The 16,324-nt window shown below is 46.1% G+C and carries 17 protein-coding genes; 10 read left to right on the top strand and 7 right to left on the bottom strand.

The window, feature by feature from the left end:
- Positions 1 to 45: 45 nt before the first annotated feature.
- On the top strand, positions 46 to 1,443 hold the full coding sequence (gene fumC / locus ACKPVM_RS09510; protein WP_409308797.1) for a class II fumarate hydratase: 1,398 nt from the start codon (positions 46 to 48) through the stop codon (positions 1,441 to 1,443).
- Between the two features lie 55 nt (positions 1,444 to 1,498).
- Here fumC and tus read toward each other — a convergent pair whose 3' ends face one another.
- Positions 1,499 to 2,431, bottom strand: coding sequence for a DNA replication terminus site-binding protein (tus, locus tag ACKPVM_RS09505; protein ID WP_409308796.1), 933 nt, complete (start codon positions 2,429 to 2,431; stop codon positions 1,499 to 1,501).
- A 116-nt stretch (positions 2,432 to 2,547) separates the two neighbouring features.
- The gene (locus ACKPVM_RS09500) at positions 2,548 to 3,792 is read right to left on the bottom strand and encodes an MFS transporter (protein WP_409308795.1); all 1,245 of its coding nucleotides are present in this window, start codon (positions 3,790 to 3,792) and stop codon (positions 2,548 to 2,550) included.
- A 111-nt stretch (positions 3,793 to 3,903) separates the two neighbouring features.
- Between ACKPVM_RS09500 and ACKPVM_RS09495 the strand changes: the two genes are divergently transcribed.
- From ACKPVM_RS09495 to ACKPVM_RS09480, 4 genes are all read left to right on the top strand, one after another.
- Positions 3,904 to 4,797, top strand: a complete 894-nt coding sequence (locus ACKPVM_RS09495; protein ID WP_409308794.1) for a LysR family transcriptional regulator — start codon at positions 3,904 to 3,906, stop codon at positions 4,795 to 4,797.
- A 196-nt stretch (positions 4,798 to 4,993) separates the two neighbouring features.
- Positions 4,994 to 6,211, top strand: a complete 1,218-nt coding sequence (gene mlc, locus ACKPVM_RS09490; protein WP_409308793.1) for a sugar metabolism global transcriptional regulator Mlc — start codon at positions 4,994 to 4,996, stop codon at positions 6,209 to 6,211.
- Between the two features lie 172 nt (positions 6,212 to 6,383).
- Positions 6,384 to 7,049 carry a dethiobiotin synthase gene (bioD, locus tag ACKPVM_RS09485; RefSeq protein WP_409308792.1) on the top strand — a complete coding sequence of 222 codons (666 nt, stop codon included), beginning with the start codon at positions 6,384 to 6,386 and terminating at the stop codon, positions 7,047 to 7,049.
- A gap of 169 nt (positions 7,050 to 7,218) precedes the next feature.
- On the top strand, positions 7,219 to 8,706 hold the full coding sequence (locus ACKPVM_RS09480) for an MDR family MFS transporter (RefSeq protein ID WP_409308791.1): 1,488 nt from the start codon (positions 7,219 to 7,221) through the stop codon (positions 8,704 to 8,706).
- 116 nt (positions 8,707 to 8,822) lie between these two features.
- On the opposite strand, the gene ACKPVM_RS09475 is transcribed toward ACKPVM_RS09480, so the two are convergent.
- Both ACKPVM_RS09475 and ACKPVM_RS09470 read right to left on the bottom strand, forming a co-directional pair.
- On the bottom strand, positions 8,823 to 9,104 hold the full coding sequence (locus ACKPVM_RS09475; RefSeq protein WP_409308790.1) for a DUF1161 domain-containing protein: 282 nt from the start codon (positions 9,102 to 9,104) through the stop codon (positions 8,823 to 8,825).
- A 115-nt stretch (positions 9,105 to 9,219) separates the two neighbouring features.
- On the bottom strand, positions 9,220 to 9,570 hold the full coding sequence (locus ACKPVM_RS09470) for a DUF1283 family protein (protein ID WP_409308789.1): 351 nt from the start codon (positions 9,568 to 9,570) through the stop codon (positions 9,220 to 9,222).
- A gap of 194 nt (positions 9,571 to 9,764) precedes the next feature.
- Here ACKPVM_RS09470 and ACKPVM_RS09465 point away from each other — a divergent pair, with 194 nt between their 5' ends.
- Together ACKPVM_RS09465 and map are read left to right on the top strand one after the other, a co-directional pair.
- Complete coding sequence (locus ACKPVM_RS09465; protein ID WP_409308788.1) at positions 9,765 to 9,953, top strand: ParD-like family protein; 189 nt, start codon at positions 9,765 to 9,767, stop codon at positions 9,951 to 9,953.
- Positions 9,954 to 9,961: 8 nt separating this feature from the next.
- Positions 9,962 to 10,738, top strand: a complete 777-nt coding sequence (gene map / locus ACKPVM_RS09460) for a type I methionyl aminopeptidase (RefSeq protein WP_409308787.1) — start codon at positions 9,962 to 9,964, stop codon at positions 10,736 to 10,738.
- A gap of 85 nt (positions 10,739 to 10,823) precedes the next feature.
- Here map and ydfG read toward each other — a convergent pair whose 3' ends face one another.
- Positions 10,824 to 11,573, bottom strand: coding sequence for a bifunctional NADP-dependent 3-hydroxy acid dehydrogenase/3-hydroxypropionate dehydrogenase YdfG (ydfG, locus tag ACKPVM_RS09455; RefSeq protein WP_409308786.1), 750 nt, complete (start codon positions 11,571 to 11,573; stop codon positions 10,824 to 10,826).
- A gap of 249 nt (positions 11,574 to 11,822) precedes the next feature.
- Positions 11,823 to 13,007 carry a pyridoxal phosphate-dependent aminotransferase gene (locus tag ACKPVM_RS09450; protein ID WP_409308841.1) on the bottom strand — a complete coding sequence of 395 codons (1,185 nt, stop codon included), beginning with the start codon at positions 13,005 to 13,007 and terminating at the stop codon, positions 11,823 to 11,825.
- A 218-nt stretch (positions 13,008 to 13,225) separates the two neighbouring features.
- Between ACKPVM_RS09450 and ACKPVM_RS09445 the strand changes: the two genes are divergently transcribed.
- The 3 genes from ACKPVM_RS09445 (at position 13,226) to ACKPVM_RS09435 (ending at position 14,732) form a co-directional block, all read left to right on the top strand.
- Entirely contained in the window at positions 13,226 to 13,483 is a 258-nt protein-coding gene (locus ACKPVM_RS09445) for a hypothetical protein (protein WP_409308785.1), read from the top strand.
- A 5-nt stretch (positions 13,484 to 13,488) separates the two neighbouring features.
- Positions 13,489 to 14,343, top strand: a complete 855-nt coding sequence (gene pdxK / locus ACKPVM_RS09440) for a pyridoxine/pyridoxal/pyridoxamine kinase (RefSeq protein WP_409308784.1) — start codon at positions 13,489 to 13,491, stop codon at positions 14,341 to 14,343.
- A 275-nt stretch (positions 14,344 to 14,618) separates the two neighbouring features.
- Positions 14,619 to 14,732 (top strand): type II toxin-antitoxin system TacA family antitoxin, encoded by a 114-nt coding sequence (locus ACKPVM_RS09435; RefSeq protein ID WP_409308783.1) that lies wholly within the window; start codon positions 14,619 to 14,621, stop codon positions 14,730 to 14,732.
- 286 nt (positions 14,733 to 15,018) lie between these two features.
- Here ACKPVM_RS09435 and yjjJ read toward each other — a convergent pair whose 3' ends face one another.
- Positions 15,019 to 16,323: a type II toxin-antitoxin system HipA family toxin YjjJ gene (yjjJ, locus tag ACKPVM_RS09430; RefSeq protein ID WP_409308782.1), complete on the bottom strand. Its 1,305-nt coding sequence runs from the start codon at positions 16,321 to 16,323 to the stop codon at positions 15,019 to 15,021.
- Position 16,324 lies beyond the last annotated feature (1 nt).

The raw sequence follows: 16,324 nt of genomic DNA, 5'->3' as shown, positions 1-16,324 counted from the left end.
GAAACTAAGGCTATTCCCCATCCAGAATGTTAAGGAGTAAAGGTAATGACAACGACGCGTATTGAAAAAGACTCAATGGGACCGATTGATGTACCTGCCGATCGCCTGTGGGGGGCTCAGACGCAACGTTCATTGGAGCATTTCCGTATTTCCGAAGAAAAAATGCCGCGAGCGCTGATTTATGCACTGGCTCAGACCAAACGGGCCGCCGCCAGCGTCAACATGGATCTCAATTTACTTCCCGCCGAACGTGGTAACGCGATTGTTCAGGCAGCAGATGAGGTGTTGGGGGGAGAGCATGCTGGCGAGTTTCCTCTGGCTATCTGGCAAACGGGTTCTGGCACTCAAAGCAATATGAATATGAACGAAGTGTTGGCTAACCGCGCCAGTGAATTATTAGGCGGAGAGCGCGGGAATAGTCGGTTGGTTCATCCTAATGACGATGTTAATAAGAGCCAAAGTTCTAACGATGTTTTCCCTACCGCGATGCATGTTGCCGCGGTGATCGCGATTAATGAACACCTTATTCCTGAATTGAAGGCGCTGCATCAGACGTTGGCGTCGAAAGCAAATCAGTTCAAAGATATCGTGAAAATTGGTCGTACCCACTTGCAGGATGCGACGCCGTTGACGTTGGGCCAGGAAATTTCTGGCTGGGCCGCCATGTTGCAACATAACCTGAAGCATATTGAACATAGCGTTCCACATCTTAGTGAACTGGCGTTGGGGGGGACGGCTGTAGGTACGGGATTAAATACACATCCTGAGTATGCGGTACGTGTCGCTGCTGAATTGGCAAAATTGACCGGACAACCGTTTGTGACGTCGCCAAATAAATTTGAAGCATTAGGAACCTGTGATGCGTTGGTTCATGGTCACGGTGCCCTGAAAGGGCTGGCTGCTTCATTGATGAAGATCGCTAACGATGTTCGCTGGCTGGCATCAGGCCCGCGTTGTGGTATTGGCGAACTCAGCATTCCGGAAAATGAACCGGGAAGCTCCATCATGCCGGGGAAAGTGAATCCGACACAATGTGAAGCCATGACAATGCTTTGTTGTCAGGTCATGGGGAATGATGTGGCTGTCAACATGGGCGGTGCATCCGGTAACTTTGAACTCAATGTGTATCGCCCGATGGTGATTCATAATTTCTTGCAGTCTATTCGTTTACTGGCTGATGGCATGAAAAGCTTTAACGAGCACTGTGCGGTGGGGATTGAGCCGAATCGTGAAAGAATCGACCAACTGTTAAATGAGTCTCTCATGCTGGTTACTGCACTGAATACGCATATTGGCTATGACAAAGCGGCTGAGATTGCTAAAAAAGCACATAAAGAAGGTCTGACATTAAAGACATCTGCTTTAAAGCTGGGCTATCTGACCGAAGCCCAGTTTGATGAATGGGTTCGCCCGCAGGATATGGTGGGAAGTTTAAAAGCGTAAAACACGCGTCCTGTGATGAAGAAAAGCCTACTGGTTTGTATCAGTAGGCTTTTTTCTAGAAGCTATCGGTGTAAAGATGTAAACGGGGAATAAGTAAACGTAGCGCTACGGCCTGCGGTTTATGCTTATGTTTGATGTTATTGGCATCATAATGGTTGAGTTCTCCTATTTGTGGCATTCCCTCACTATTTTCCTGATGATTAAAAATTAACAGCGGGGAAGGGCAAGGATGTTGGACTTGTTTCTGTTGTTCCGCATACCAAACACGAGCAATAGGCTGTACTTTTACCGGTCGCTTTATTTTCCATTTTGCATGTTCTGGCAAACGTAATACCTCTTCAATTTCGTGCTCAATCAATTCAACCCATTGTTCTTTGCTGTAAGGGGCCTGATTTCGTTCGGCTCTTCTACTTTTATCCAGTTTCTCAAGGAGCTCCGCACGGCTCATATTCTTAATAATGTGTTTATTTGCCCAACCAAAACGTACCGATGTTGGATTCGTTATCTGCGTGACTGAACGATAGGCGCTTAGTGTAATCAATCCTCGCAAATGGGTATGGACAAAATCGAAACGTTGCTCTGGGGTTAAACCCGAATCAATGGTGATAATTTGTTCCAGTTCTTTTTTCAAGGTATTGATGCTGTTAATTAGTTGGCTAGCCTGAAGATATTCATTCTGACTAACGGAAAAGCACAGTGCACCAGGTAATCGAATGGCTGCTTTGCTGCTGATCGTTTCGGAATAATCATGGATGAATAAACGTTGAAAATGGGCCAAACCGAGGTCACGAGCTTTCTTACCGACATATTGGGTCACTGGGATATTTTCGATAGGATCATGTTCTGTGCCTTTTGTGATATCGGGAAGGGTGTACACTCGGGCTGCAAGTAAGGGGAATGACGAAAACAGGGAATGCATGAGTGCGAGTTGTTTTTCCAATGTGGAGAAACAGAGGTTCATTTGTTCAATCAGTAAATAGTGATTCATTAAGTATATCTATTTAGTTACAACATACTTATATTTATAGTCCAAAACGAATACATCAGCAATAGCGTCAATTTTCCTTTCTAACAGGGATATCGGGGGATTCACGATAGGTTAGGTCAAAGTCGGTTCAATCGAAAACTAATCAATAAAGAGAATAGTAGCAATCCTCCTAAAAAGAAGGTCATGCCAGCCCAACCATAAGCATGCCAGAAGATTCCGCCTAACGTACCTGCGAGGCTGGACCCAAGATAATATGAAAAAAGATACATTGACGATGCCTGGCCTTTCGCCCGACGAGCTCGCTGACCAACCCAACCACTGGTTACCGAGTGGGCGGCAAAAAAACCAGCAGTAAACAGCATCATGCCACCGAAAATAAAAAGAAGATTTTCCAGCGCGATAATACCTAACCCGAGCAACATCAGCAGAATGGAAATGCTTAATACAGGCCCCCGCCCGAAACGATAAGTGAGCGCGCCAGCTTTAGGCGAGCTGTAACTACCGGTCAGATAAACGATGGAGAGAAACCCCACAACCGCCTGACTGAGAAAATAGGGCGAACCCAATAGTCGATAGCCAATGTAGTTAAAGAGGGTAACGAACGCTCCCATCAACAAGAAACCTTGTAAAAATAAAAGCGGCAACCCAGCATCATGCCAATGGAGCTTCATATTTAATAATAGTGATTTAGGCCGTAAAGACCCTGCTCTGAAATGGCGTGACTCAGGCAAAATTCGCCAGAAAGTGAGTGCGGCGATTAACGCAAGTATGCCAATCACCCCGATCGCGATTCTCCAGGGGAAATAATCACTCAAAACACCGCTAACCAGACGACCGCTCATACCACCAATCGAGTTACCGCTGATATATAGCCCCATTGAAAACGCTAACACGCTGGGATGAATTTCTTCACTCAGATAGCTCATAGCAACTGCCGCCACGCCGCTAAGTGACAAACCAATCATTGCCCGCATGATCAGGACACCATGCCAACTGGTCATAAATGCACAAATTAGCGTGCAAATAGCGGCTAACATCAGGGATACCACCATCACGTTTTTACGTCCAATCGTGTCAGACAAAGGGCCGGTAAACACCAACCCAATGGCCAACATCACCGTGGACACCGAAAGTGCCAGACTGCTACTCGCGGGAGAAATGGCGAAATCATGTGAAAGCACCGGTAACAAGGGTTGTACACAGTAAAGGAGTGCGAACGTGGCAAGCCCCGCAGAAAACAACGCTAGCGTAACGCGCGTAAACAGGGAGGTGCCTCGTTTAATATAGGGCGTTTTGCCGTTTATTTGCGTACCAGAATGATCAATAACCGATACCGTTGCTGAAGATGGCAGAATGCTCAAAACACATCCTTAAAGAGATAACCAATAGAAAACAAAAATGATGCAGAAAGCATAGGATGGCGAAATTATTTTGTATAATAGATTAATCATTACAATTAAGACGTTTAAAATATGAATATCGAACTTCGACATCTTCGTTATTTCATCGCGGTGGCTGAAGAGTTGCATTTTGGCCGCGCGGCAGAACGCTTGAATATTTCTCAACCGCCGCTAAGCCAGCAAATCCAGATATTGGAAGAGCGAGTGGGGGCAAGATTGCTGGAGCGAAATAACCGGAACGTACAATTGACACCTGCCGGCACCATGTTTCTAAAAGAGGCGTGGGCAATCATCGATCAAGTTGACCAAGCGGCAGAACGCGCCGCTCGTATCCAACGAGGAGAAATAGGGGAGTTAACGATTGGTTTCACTTCATCTGCACCGTTTATTAAAAAAGTATCACGTAGTTTGCTGACGTTTAGGCAGTCTTATCCAGAAGTACATATTCAGATGATTGAACTCAATACCAAGCAACAAATTGAACCATTACTGAATGGAAATCTCGATCTTGGTGTTATGCGTAACAATCCCTTACCCGAAGCGCTCGAACACCAATTACTCTTGCACGAAGCGCTCGTCGCTGTCGTACATGAAGCGCACCCGCTAGCCAGATATGCGGCCGAAGGTTCCATTAGTATAAAACAACTGGCGCAAGAGCCTTTTGTGTTTTTCTCCAGAGCCGTAGGAACGGCGCTTTATGACAAAACACTCGCGTTGCTAAAGCGATACGACATAAGCCCATACATCACACAAGAAGTCGGTGAGGCGATGACGATTGTCGGACTGGTATCTGCGGGCCTGGGGGTTTCCATTCTTCCTGCCTCGTTTTTGCGGATTCGCGTGGACGGGGTGAAATATATCTCATTGATCGAAAGTGATGCCACAACAGACGTGTGGTTAGCTACCGCTCGGCATCGTCCACTCAGCACCCCGGCAAGAACGCTAATTAATTTAATGCTGACGTGATAACAGAGTCGATATGTGCGACAAATCACATAACGAATCAAATATTTGACGGATTTGGTGAAAAGCCCCACCATATCCGCAGTTTTTTTATTTTGCAGTGTAAAAAATAGCATGTAATACAATCAAACCATTAATACCCTGCGCAGTAGAAATGAATGTTCAGTTGTATCCGCAATGAAGAGTAGGAGCCAGGTTTGTGATTGCCGATGGTCAACCAGGTCACATCGATCAAATTAAACAAATGAATGCCGGTGCGGTATACCGACTGATCGATAAGTACGGTCCAATATCACGCATTGAGTTATCAAAGCGCGCTCAACTGGCACCCGCCAGTATCACCAAGATTGTACGTGAACTCCTGGAAGCGCATTTAGTTCAGGAAACAGAATATCAGGATATAGGCAGTCGAGGACGCCCCGCAATTGGTGTGATTCTTGACACTCAGGCCTGGCATTTTCTTTCCGTTCGCATTGGCAATAACACGATGACATTGGCTCTGCGTGATTTGAGCAGCAAATTGGTGGTTGAAGACGACGTTCCACTTCCGGCTGAACATCCTCAACCTTTGCTCGATCGAATTTTGAATGAAATTGATAAATTCTTCATTCGTCATCAAAAACGACTGGAACGTTTGACCGCTATCGCAATTACCGCACCCGGTATTATTGATGCGACGACGGGCATTATTCACCGGATGCCGTTTTATAATGTTGAAGAGATGGCTATCGGCTCTAAGCTGGAACAACGCACTGGACTTCCGGTTTATCTGCAACATGATATCTGCGCCTGGACCATGGCAGAGGCGTTATATGGTGCTTCTCGTGGCTCGCAGAACGTCATTCAAGTGGTGATTGATCATAACGTCGGCGCTGGCGTCATTACCGGTGGGCGCATTTTGCATGCAGGGAGCCGCAATTTAGTCGAAATCGGCCATACGCAGGTTGATCCTTATGGCAAGCGGTGTTATTGCGGTAATCATGGTTGCCTTGAAACCGTAGCCAGCATTGAAAGTATGCTTGAACTTGCTCAACAACGAATGAACGCCTCAATGAGTTCGATCCTGCATGGTTCGCCACTTACCGTAGACAGCCTATGTGATGCGGCGCTTGCTGGCGACGCATTGGCAAAAAACATTATTCATGATGTAGGTAGTAACGTCGGCAGGATCGTCGCCATCATGGTCAACTTATTCAACCCGGATAAAATTTTGGTTGGGTCACCGCTTAACCGGGCAGCCAATATTTTGTATCCGGCGATTATGGGTTGCATCCATCAGCAGTCATTTCCCGCATACAGTAATAATATTCAGGTAGAAGCGACACAGTTTTATAATCAAGGAACCATGCCTGGAGCCGCACTAGTGAAAGATGCTCTGTATAATGGTTCGTTGCTGGTCAAACTATTACAAGGGTAACCGGCATTTCTACCTTCCTGACTGTTTTTCGCCTTCTGGGCGTGGAGCCCAGAGAAACAAAACATTGAGCTAACGCAAACTGCCTGAACAGTGCATCGCCTAGACTTTCGCAATTGGAAAGCATTTTGTTGTGCTTGTTATTTTTCAGGTGGCCAGGAGTGGGGTTTATCTCATGTTGAAGCGTATTTTCGTCACAGGTACAGATACTGCCGTCGGTAAGACGGTGGTTTCCAGAGCGCTATTACAAAAGCTGGCAATGAGTGGCAAATCCGTTGCAGGTTATAAACCCATTGCGAAAGGGTGCCAGGAAACTGAAGAGGGTATGCGGAACCGAGATGCTCAGCTATTGCAGTCGGCTTCAACACTGGAACTAACCTATGAGCAAGTTAACCCCATTGCCTTACTGGAAGATGAAATTAGCGCCAGCGCCTCTCCCATTAACTACAGCGCGATGACCCAAGGTTTACAATATCTGAACGAAAAGGCAGACGTTGTGGTTGTCGAAGGCAGTGGCGGTTGGCGTACGCTAATGAACGATTTGCGTCCTTATTCCGAATGGGTTATTCAGGAGCAACTGCCCGTAGTATTAGTGGTTGGTATAAAGTTAGGTTGTATTAGCCATGCCCTATTAACGGCTCAGGCCATTCTTAATGACGGCTTACCCTTGATGGGCTGGGTTGCCAACCGAATTAATCCCGGATTGGCAAACTATGCGGAAATTATAACCGTACTCCGTAAAAAGATTCCTGCTCCACAGTTAGGCGAATTACCTTATCTTCCTCGGGCTGAACAACGAGATTTATCTACCTATATCGATCTCTCTCCAGTGATGAATTAGCATTCATACACATCGTGTTGTCTACACGATGTGATGCCCAGTCAACACAATAAAATAGGCTTTTGCTCGTACATAAGCGGAAATCGTTTCTTTTCCTTTACGCCATACGCCTGCCTGATAACACCTGATATACTCAAAAACAGAACTCTTTTCCTCCATCGAAAACGTAATGAAAACAGCGAATAACTCTGAGCATCCACCGGTTCCTCATCGTCACTGGGTATTGATTGCCTGTATGTTGGCAATGTTTACTGCTGCCATCGAAGTCACCATTGTGGCAACGGCACTGCCGACGATTATTGCCGATCTTGGCGGTTTTTCTCTGTTAGGGTGGGTTTTCGCGGGCTATCTGCTGACACAATCAATCAGCATTCCTATTTATGGCCGTCTGGCTGACCTTTTTGGCCGAAAACGTATTTTTTTCATTGGCACCATCACATTTTTACTGGGATCGGTGCTGTGTGGATTCTCGACACACATGGGATGGTTAATCCTATTTCGCATGATTCAAGGATTGGGCGCAGGTGCCATCACGCCTATCGCTTTTACCATTGTCGCAGATGTTTATAGCAGTACCGAACGGCCCAAAATACAAGGTTATCTTTCCAGCGTGTGGGGTATTTCTGCTATCGTCGGACCGCTGCTAGGTGCGTTTATCGTGCAACATTTCAATTGGGCATTGGTTTTCTGGGTCAATGTGCCGATTGGATTATTATCCATCTTTTTACTGGCTCGTTATCTGCCAGTCGTTAATCATAAACGCTCACATCGGTTAGATTGGGCAGGGGCCTTTTATCTTTCGGTGACAGTCGCAAGCCTGCTTATGGCACTACTTCAAGCAGAAGTATTCGGGCTTTGGGTTATTCCGCTGCTACTCATCGCATTCATTAGCGGAGTATTACTGTACCGACAAGAAACCCGTACACCTGAGCCACTTTTCCCACTGGCTCTGTGGCATAACAAGGTTATCGTCGCGGGCAATTTGGGCGGACTCATTATCGGCGCTGCAATGATGGGAGTCAGTGCATTTCTACCGACGTTTATACAAGGCGTTATGGGCAAAACACCGCTGGAAGCGGGGAGTATACTGGCGTTAATGTCAATTGGTTGGCCATTGGCGAGTACCCTGAGTGGTCGTTTGATGCTACGGACATCTTATCGATTCACGGCGGTCAGCGGTGGCGTACTGATTATTATAGGCAGTCTGGCGTTATTGACTCTCGATCAAAGCAGTGACTTAAACTGGGCTCGTGTTGCGGCATTTTTAATCGGTGCAGGAATGGGACTGTGCAATACGACTTTTTTAGTTTCGGTACAGAATGCCGTTGATTACTCTATCCGGGGCATTGCAACCGCCTCCACGATGTTTACCCGTATGTTAGGTTCCGCATTGGGAACCGCCATTCTTGGCGCAACACTCAATATCAATCTTCACTGGCGATTACCGGAAATGGCGGATCCACTGCAAACGTTGATGGATACCCAAAGCAGAAATTTAATGGGCACAGCGCAACTCGATGCGCTTTCCTTGCAAGTCTCATCGTCTATTCACTGGGTTTTTGTCGTCTCTGCATTGATTGCCGTTATTACGCTATTTGCAGCTTACATGATCCCAGCCTGCCAACGTCCAGGGAGCCAAAATTCTCCATCCCGGTAGCTTTTTTCGTTACTGGCAGGTATCCACAGACAGGGGAACGGGAGAATAATAAAGGTGCGACGATTGCACCTTTATTATTCCAGGTTCGCGTTGATGTTTATTGTATGGGGAGCACGTTATTGTGCGGGTTGCGCTGGCTGACTTTCTGACGGCGCATCACCATCGGCATGACGGATATAAACAATCTTTTGTGAATCATTTTCACAATGGCCAACCACCTGACCACCAACCTGATTCACCTGATCGTTAGGTACGATTTCCAATGAAAAACCGGATTCAGGCACACCGTTATTGATGATTTTTTGTGAAATATCAGCTTGAACGCTTTCACAAGACGCTTGCGCTGCCAGAGGGAGAATCACACATAAAGCCGCGCCAAAAGTCATTATCTTTTTCATACTGTCACCCTTTTATTTGAATTACATCCCGCCATTTATCCGATCCTAAAACGCAAAATCTATTAGAAATAAGCATCAGATAAATGGCGATTGCTATAAAAGAGTAGACCAAAAATCAAGGATTGACCGGACGCCCCGTACGGCGATCAAGGCAACGATCGGTATTGGCTTCCCAATACGCATTCACATTATAACTGGCGTTGCACTTTTCACGACCATCGATCGCTTTTTCAACTTTATCGAATTCTTTCTCAGTTCGGGAATTAACTTTATTGCGCAAAGAGCGAGTTGAATTCCACTGTTCGCTACTTTGACGAGCGGCTTCTTTAGATAAAGCGCTATCGCCAGATTCAATGACAACATGGCGGGTGTCTGCCGATGCGGCAGGCTGCCAGATAACGGCCGCCATCACCATGGAGAGCGGGATCAAGGCCCGGATCAGAGAAGCAAAAGAATATTGGTTCATGTTTCACCTTGACAGGACAAATGAAGAAAACAAACGCCACGATAACAACAATGACAAAGTCTAGCTTACCATCCTTCAACTCAACAGCACCATAACCAGATAATGAATGCCATGATAGACGGCTGGATTAATGCTTGCCGTCACCGACATGTGAATATACGATATATATACGTTTTATATACTCAGAGAACATCATGGGGATCGTAAAAATTAATGATGAACTACATGAAGAGGTCCGTAAGGCCAGTACCGCAATGGTTCGCTCTATCAATGCGCAAGCTGAATTCTGGATAAAAATCGGGATGTTGGCCGAAACTAACCCCAACATGACCTATATCGAGATCATGCAACAGCAACTAAAATTAGCCGCAGTGGAGCAATAAGATTAACAATGGAAAATATTGTATTAAAGAACAGTGATGAACTCATGCTGATGCGTGAATCCGGCAAATTATTGAGCTCGGTTTTTACCTATCTGGATTCTTTCATTCAGGTTGGTATTTCAACAATGAAAATTAACGATTTAGCCGAAGAGTTTATCACCAACACGCTCAAAGCAAGGCCCGCCAGTAAAGGGCAATACGACTTTCCTTACGTACTTAATACGTCGGTAAATGAAGTCGTATGTCATGGCATGCCATCTGAGACACACCATTTGAAATCCGGCGATATTATCAACGTAGACATTACTCTTGAAAAAAATGGGTTTATCGCTGATTCAAGCAAAATGTATATGGTCGGAAACGTATCGCCACTGGCGAAACGACTCGTCGAGTCCACTTATCAGGCAATGTGGCAGGGCATTCGGGTGGTAAAACCTGGTGCAACATTGGGCGATATCGGCCATGCCATTCAAAAATTTGCTGAGGCGCAGGGTTACTCCGTAGTGAGGGAATATTGTGGTCATGGCATTGGTAGAGAAATGCATGAAGATCCTCAGGTTGTCCACTATGGCTCTCCAGGAACAGGCATCGTCCTGGAAGAAGGTATGACATTTACGATTGAACCGATGATCAACCAAGGTTCTGCAAAAATTAAGATGAAGCGAGATGGTTGGACCGTCGTCACTCGAGATAAAAAGCTATCGGCGCAGTGGGAACACACGATTGCGGTAACGGCAGATGGCTATGAAGTTTTTACATTACGTGATGAAGAGTGTACTCACTAAAAAGGCGATTTTTATCGCCTTCATCTGCGAATACATACTGAAAAATAGTGACGTTTAACGAAAGTCTCTCGCAATCAACTTTTGATCAACTTTCGCGATACACGCTAAGGCCAGCAAATGATTGGCTGACAGGCATCATTTCCAGCGTATTGATATTAACGTGCGCTGGTAACGTTGCCACCCAGAACACCGCCTCAGTCACATCTTCAGGTGTTAGGGGCGTAGTGTTGCCATACGTTTTGCTAACTTTATCGCCGTCACCTTTAAAACGCACAGCGGAGAACTCAGTGCCTCCGACCAGGCCGGGCTCAATATTCGTGACGCGAACTCCGGTGCCAAACAGATCGGCCCGCAATCCAAGACTAAACTGCTGAACAAACGCTTTACTCGCCCCATAAACGTTGCCGCCAGAATAGGGCCAGTTGCCTGCTGTCGAACCAATATTAATGATATGCCCAATGTTACGTTCAACCATTCCCGGCAATAACGCCCGGGTCATAAACACCAATCCTTTATTATTGGTATCAATCATGGTTTCCCAGTCATCCAGCGACGCTTTATGGGCCGGTTCCAGTCCCAGCGCCAAACCAGCATTATTAACCAGCACATCAATACTCCGCCATTCAGTAGGCAGCGATGCGATCGCTTGTTCGATGGCCTGTCTGTCACGAACATCCATCTTTAACGTATACAGTGCATCACCCAGTTCGGTTTTCAATGCGTCCAGACGCGACTGACGACGCCCCGTGGCAATCACCTTATGACCTTCCTTAATGAATCTACGAGTAATTGACTCACCAAACCCAGCAGTTGCGCCGGTAACAAAAATAATCATATTTTTTCCTCTGACTGTGCTCATGATGATTCCCAATTAAAGGGCATCGATGCGAAAGACCGCGCCGTAACTCTTGTTTGTGCCTGATATCAATAAAAATCAACGAGAGGCCTGATGTCATTTAGCCGCGCAATTCCCTATGGGTCAAGCGTTAGTCGGCACATTCAGGGTGACGGGCACTCGAAACCGAGAGCCTGCCACGCCAGAAGACAGGAAAAAATAGGACGTCAAGAAAAGGAGCTATGAAGGTTAAATCCAGTTCTTTTTGCGAAACTCACGCATTGTATCCGCCACCCACTGCATTTCTTCCGGTGTACCAAGAGAGATTCGACACCAGTCATCCGCCGGGGGAAAAGCACGACCAATCAACACGCCAGAATCCGCCATATGTTTTTGATAATCCTTTAATGGTACAACCAACTGATGAAAGACAAAATTGCCTTCAGATGGCAGATAGGGCAGTTTCAACTCATCCAGCGCTTTCAGTAAAATCTGGCGGGATACGTCATTACTTTTTTTGCTGTAGGCGATAAACGCATGGTCATCCATAGACGCCCGAGCTGCATCGACACCGCTGAAATTGATTTTTTCACCCGCAACATACCGTCCCATCAATGCAATCGCGTCAGGATGTGCAACCGCGTACCCGACACGCATGCCGGCCATCGCATGGATTTTGGAGAATGTTTTAAGCAGGATGACATTCTCAGCGCCTTTACTAATCATCGGTGCAACAGAGCGAAAACGCGGATCATTGACAAACTCGGCGTAAGCTTCATCAACAATAAACATGGTGTTCGCAGGTTTACTCGCGATCCAAGGTTCGATCTCGTCGGCTGGCGTGATCGTCCCCGTAGGGTTATTAGGGTTGACCAGATAAACCAGCGATAGACCATTATAGCTGGCGACAGCTGATTTCATTCCGTCAATATCGAACGCCCAACGATCTCGCATTTTAACCTTGGTGATTGTCATACCGGCAATCTTGGCAAAATGCTCACCGTCTCCGTAGGTAAGCTCAGGTATCACTAACTGAGCGCCCAGCGGTGAATAAGCTTCAATTGCGGCCCGAATGCCTTCCGATGATCCCGCTGTCAATAAGATGGATGGTTGTTCAACCTGATGGTGTTCAGCTAATTTTTTACCGAGCATCAGGATCTCGCTTTTTGCATAGCGATTAGCTTTGACAACGGCATCCCGTGCGGCAGCCTGCGCCTTGGGTGACATTCCCAGCGGATTTTCATTGAAATTGATACGAATAGGGTTATCACGTGTTGGTGCTGAGAAGGCCGTTTTTTCAGCCTGTGTTTCAGCCAAAACCCGTGGGCTGAACCCTGTCACAACTGCGGCACTTCCCAGCAGGGCGCCTGAAAGTTTTAATAATGCTCTGCGTTTTGGGTTTAGCACGTCGCTTTCATTCATTAAAAAATTCATCAAAACACTCTCCTTAGTTACATAATGGCAGGAGAGATAAAGCACAAAGCGCGCCAGTTTTTATTACGACAAGCTATCTCATCCTTTATAAAAAAATGGAATAATATTCCATCCATGATAATGGTGCCCAAAGCAGGGAAACTCACGTTCTTCTATTGGCCCTGAAAAGATAAAATAAATTCATTTATTCACTGGGTGATTATCATGCACGAATGAACATGGCTGCACATTTAACACGCAAAGGGATCATGATGATGCAACATTTGAGCGATAACCAAGCGATAGCCTTGCCCGCACTTCTTTTTTGGGTTTCTTTCGTTAATCAGATAAGAAAATGCATAGAGACAAGCGAGATCAAGGAAGCAGTGTTTTCACTCTGGAAACCAATAAAAATGCTACATGGTCTGAGAAAAAATATGATGAACTCACGCATCGATTTATCGAAACTCATTGCAATAAGTAAGGAATTACAGTGAAACATGTGCCAATAACTCCAAACCCTGAACACAGTGGCCATTTCGCTGGTCCAGCGAAATATGACGTTATCTCTATCCAATCACAGGTCATTTATGGTTGCGTCGGAAACAGTATTGCCGTTCCGGCTTTAATGCAGCACGGCTTACGGGTTTCATTTGTACCAACCGTCATCCTCAGCAATACACCACATTATCCGACCTGTTATGGTGGTAACGTTCCTGTTGAATGGTTTGAAGGCTTTCTTAAAGGCCTGCTCGAACGAGATGGGCTAAAATACGTCAAAGCTATCGTCATTGGTTATATTGGTTCACCTGTATTGGTAAAACCACTTGCCGAATGGCTGAATATTGTTCGGACCATCAATAAAGATATTCAGGTTATTCTTGATCCTGTCATGGGCGACACCGACTGTGGTTACTACGTCAGTGAGGAAATAAACGAATATTATCGCCAGTATCTGCTACCCATGGCTACCGGATTAACGCCAAATGCATTTGAGTTAGCATGTTTGTGCGGAAAAACAATCAGCAGCACAGAAGAGACTATTTCCGCTGCCCAAACCTTGCTTCGGGGAAATACTCAATGGGTGGTTGTGACCAGTGCAGCAGGGGCGGTGGATACAAAAAATATCCATGTTATTTGTGTGACTAGAGATGAAGCGACCGTCATTAAACATGCCAGATTACCCATTTCACCAAAAGGAACCGGTGATCTTTTTTCTGCCGAATTAACCGCCTGGATTTTAAAAGGCTATTCGTTATCAGATGCAACCGAACGCGCTTGCCATCAGGTTGAGCAATCCGTTTTAAAAACACAGCTAGCGGAAAGCGAAGAACTTTGTATTGCTGCGGTTATTTAGGCGCTGGAGCAAAATTGGGGCAGGGAAGCAACCTACGGTTTATCCGCACATCTGTAAAGAAAATGCCATCTCTCGTTAACTCAACGACAATAGCTAATCCAGTTTGAGAAACATGCGAATCATTCAGACTTTTCAGCGATAGCAGATTAAATTTCGTATAGCAATTTGTTACCAACTGGAGAATCCCATGCAAACCAGCGTCCGTAAGCCGACTCGAGATAAGCAAATTAATATCCGCGCTAGATGAGGCCCAGAATATCATTCTGGATCAACGTGTGTTCGTCTTGGACGATGCCTGTTATCAGTCTTTTATTGAACTGCTTGAAGCGCCTGTGCAAAATGTTGAGGGACGTCAACGCCTGATGGATGTGAAACCTAAATGGAAATAAATTGTACTCTCAATCTAATACAAAGAATGTGGAAGGCAGGGCCAAAGCCATGGGTACATATGAAGTTATTTATCACCGCATGTTATTTAACATAATATACATTATGCGAACCAATGGACAAGGAGGCAAAATCTGGCGTTCTGGCCAGCGTGATTCGTTATCGCTGATGCGTTCTCTTGTCTTCAGCCATAATCACTTAAAGCGCTTGTTCAACGCGCCGCAGATAAAACACGCTTTGCAGGAAGCGCATTGCGCAGTTTTTCTTTTCTCTGACGAATGTCGAGTATTATCCCAAGCGCGCTATACGCGATCTAACTTCGTCAAGGTGGCTACGCAACGCCATAAGGCATGGACCAAAATTGACGGAAAAACGGCCGCAATCCCTGGCTAAAGAAAAAAAGTTCTCAGCCAGTTCTAGTGTTTCCTGCCATATTTCCCCGCTAATCACTTCAAGTAATGTCACCGGTCGAAGTGTATTCACTATTCCGCCACCTGATTTCGGGGCAAAACCCATTGGCAGAATGTCGTAGGCTGGTGCAAGGTGGTACGGATGACCATGGCTACTGATAAACGATAGATTACCGTGGTGCATGTCAGTATTGCCGATCAACATTCCAAACGCCCAAAGCCTTGCTGTGCCAATAGCTGCTTCAGGATGAACAAGCCCCAGCTTAACCAGTTCATTAACCAGAATGGGCCAGGAATCCCTTGCCCGACCGACAAATTCTGCCTCCAGCGCCCGTAAAGAAACGATACCTATACGGCTCAGTTGACCTACACGGTCGAACCGGGGGATCTCTAGGAAGCGTTGTCCTCCAAAATCAAATACTTCTGTCTCTACTCCCAGCACTTTTAACGCAAGATGTTCGGCCTGTAGCAGGTCGCGCCAACGTTCGCTTATTGGGTTATCGTCCAGAGCCGTGAATTTCACTATCACATGACCACGTTCCGTGTAGGTGCAAAATTTTGGTTGTTCGCCTCCAGCAGATGAACCAGGCACTTCACCGGAGCTAGCAGCCAACGCCAGCGTGGGATATGTTGTGGCTCGATCAACTGGTGTAGGCAACGCCATCTCCAGAAACTGGTTTCTTGCCTGTTCCCCTATTAATAAATTCCCCACAGCATCGTGCCCATGAGCGAGTAAGGCTCTAATAACATCAGTGTCTGACCAATCTTCTGGATTAGGCGATAAGCCAAGCTCGGCTGAATAGGTTGATGCATACGCGCGTCCCAGATATCCCTGTGGTCTCATGTCAAATAGCCACCATGGTAGCCCATCGCTATAAAGACTCACTTTGTCAGACTGCTCCATGACAAATCCGCTGGGATGAACCGGAATGAGTTTACCAAGTGATTTTACTTGCCCTTCTTCGGTTATGCGGTAAACGGGGGCGGAACGAAACCCGCGAAAAACGTCGCATAAAGCATATTGAATAGATGGCCCCGATCCAATTCGAACGACATCATCACCAAGCGCTTTTAAATCCCGTGAAATGGTAGGCTGACTAATTTCCATAATATCAATTAGTTGCCTTACGCTCATTGGTTCATGGCGTAGCAATTGGCGTATCATGTCAGATCGATTTATCATC

Source organism: Pectobacterium hainanensis (genome assembly GCF_046237015.1).
Lineage (GTDB): Bacteria > Pseudomonadota > Gammaproteobacteria > Enterobacterales > Enterobacteriaceae > JBJYIN01.
The sequence above is the reverse complement of the archived record's forward strand: the minus strand, read 5'-3'. Positions and strand labels throughout refer to the sequence as shown.

Excerpts from the sequence above, each read along its gene's own strand:
- fumC (WP_409308797.1), top strand. The coding sequence starts at position 46 with ATGACAACGACGCGTATTGAAAAAGACTCAATGGGACCGATTGATGTA.
- tus (WP_409308796.1), bottom strand. The coding sequence starts at position 2,431 with ATGAATCACTATTTACTGATTGAACAAATGAACCTCTGTTTCTCCACA.
- ACKPVM_RS09495 (WP_409308794.1), top strand. The coding sequence starts at position 3,904 with ATGAATATCGAACTTCGACATCTTCGTTATTTCATCGCGGTGGCTGAA.
- bioD (WP_409308792.1), top strand. The coding sequence starts at position 6,384 with ATGTTGAAGCGTATTTTCGTCACAGGTACAGATACTGCCGTCGGTAAG.
- ACKPVM_RS09480 (WP_409308791.1), top strand. The coding sequence starts at position 7,219 with ATGAAAACAGCGAATAACTCTGAGCATCCACCGGTTCCTCATCGTCAC.
- ACKPVM_RS09475 (WP_409308790.1), bottom strand. The coding sequence starts at position 9,104 with ATGAAAAAGATAATGACTTTTGGCGCGGCTTTATGTGTGATTCTCCCT.
- ACKPVM_RS09470 (WP_409308789.1), bottom strand. The coding sequence starts at position 9,570 with ATGAACCAATATTCTTTTGCTTCTCTGATCCGGGCCTTGATCCCGCTC.
- ACKPVM_RS09465 (WP_409308788.1), top strand. The coding sequence starts at position 9,765 with ATGGGGATCGTAAAAATTAATGATGAACTACATGAAGAGGTCCGTAAG.
- map (WP_409308787.1), top strand. The coding sequence starts at position 9,962 with ATGGAAAATATTGTATTAAAGAACAGTGATGAACTCATGCTGATGCGT.
- ydfG (WP_409308786.1), bottom strand. The coding sequence starts at position 11,573 with ATGATTATTTTTGTTACCGGCGCAACTGCTGGGTTTGGTGAGTCAATT.
- ACKPVM_RS09450 (WP_409308841.1), bottom strand. The coding sequence starts at position 13,007 with ATGAATTTTTTAATGAATGAAAGCGACGTGCTAAACCCAAAACGCAGA.
- ACKPVM_RS09445 (WP_409308785.1), top strand. The coding sequence starts at position 13,226 with ATGGCTGCACATTTAACACGCAAAGGGATCATGATGATGCAACATTTG.
- yjjJ (WP_409308782.1), bottom strand. The coding sequence starts at position 16,323 with ATGATAAATCGATCTGACATGATACGCCAATTGCTACGCCATGAACCA.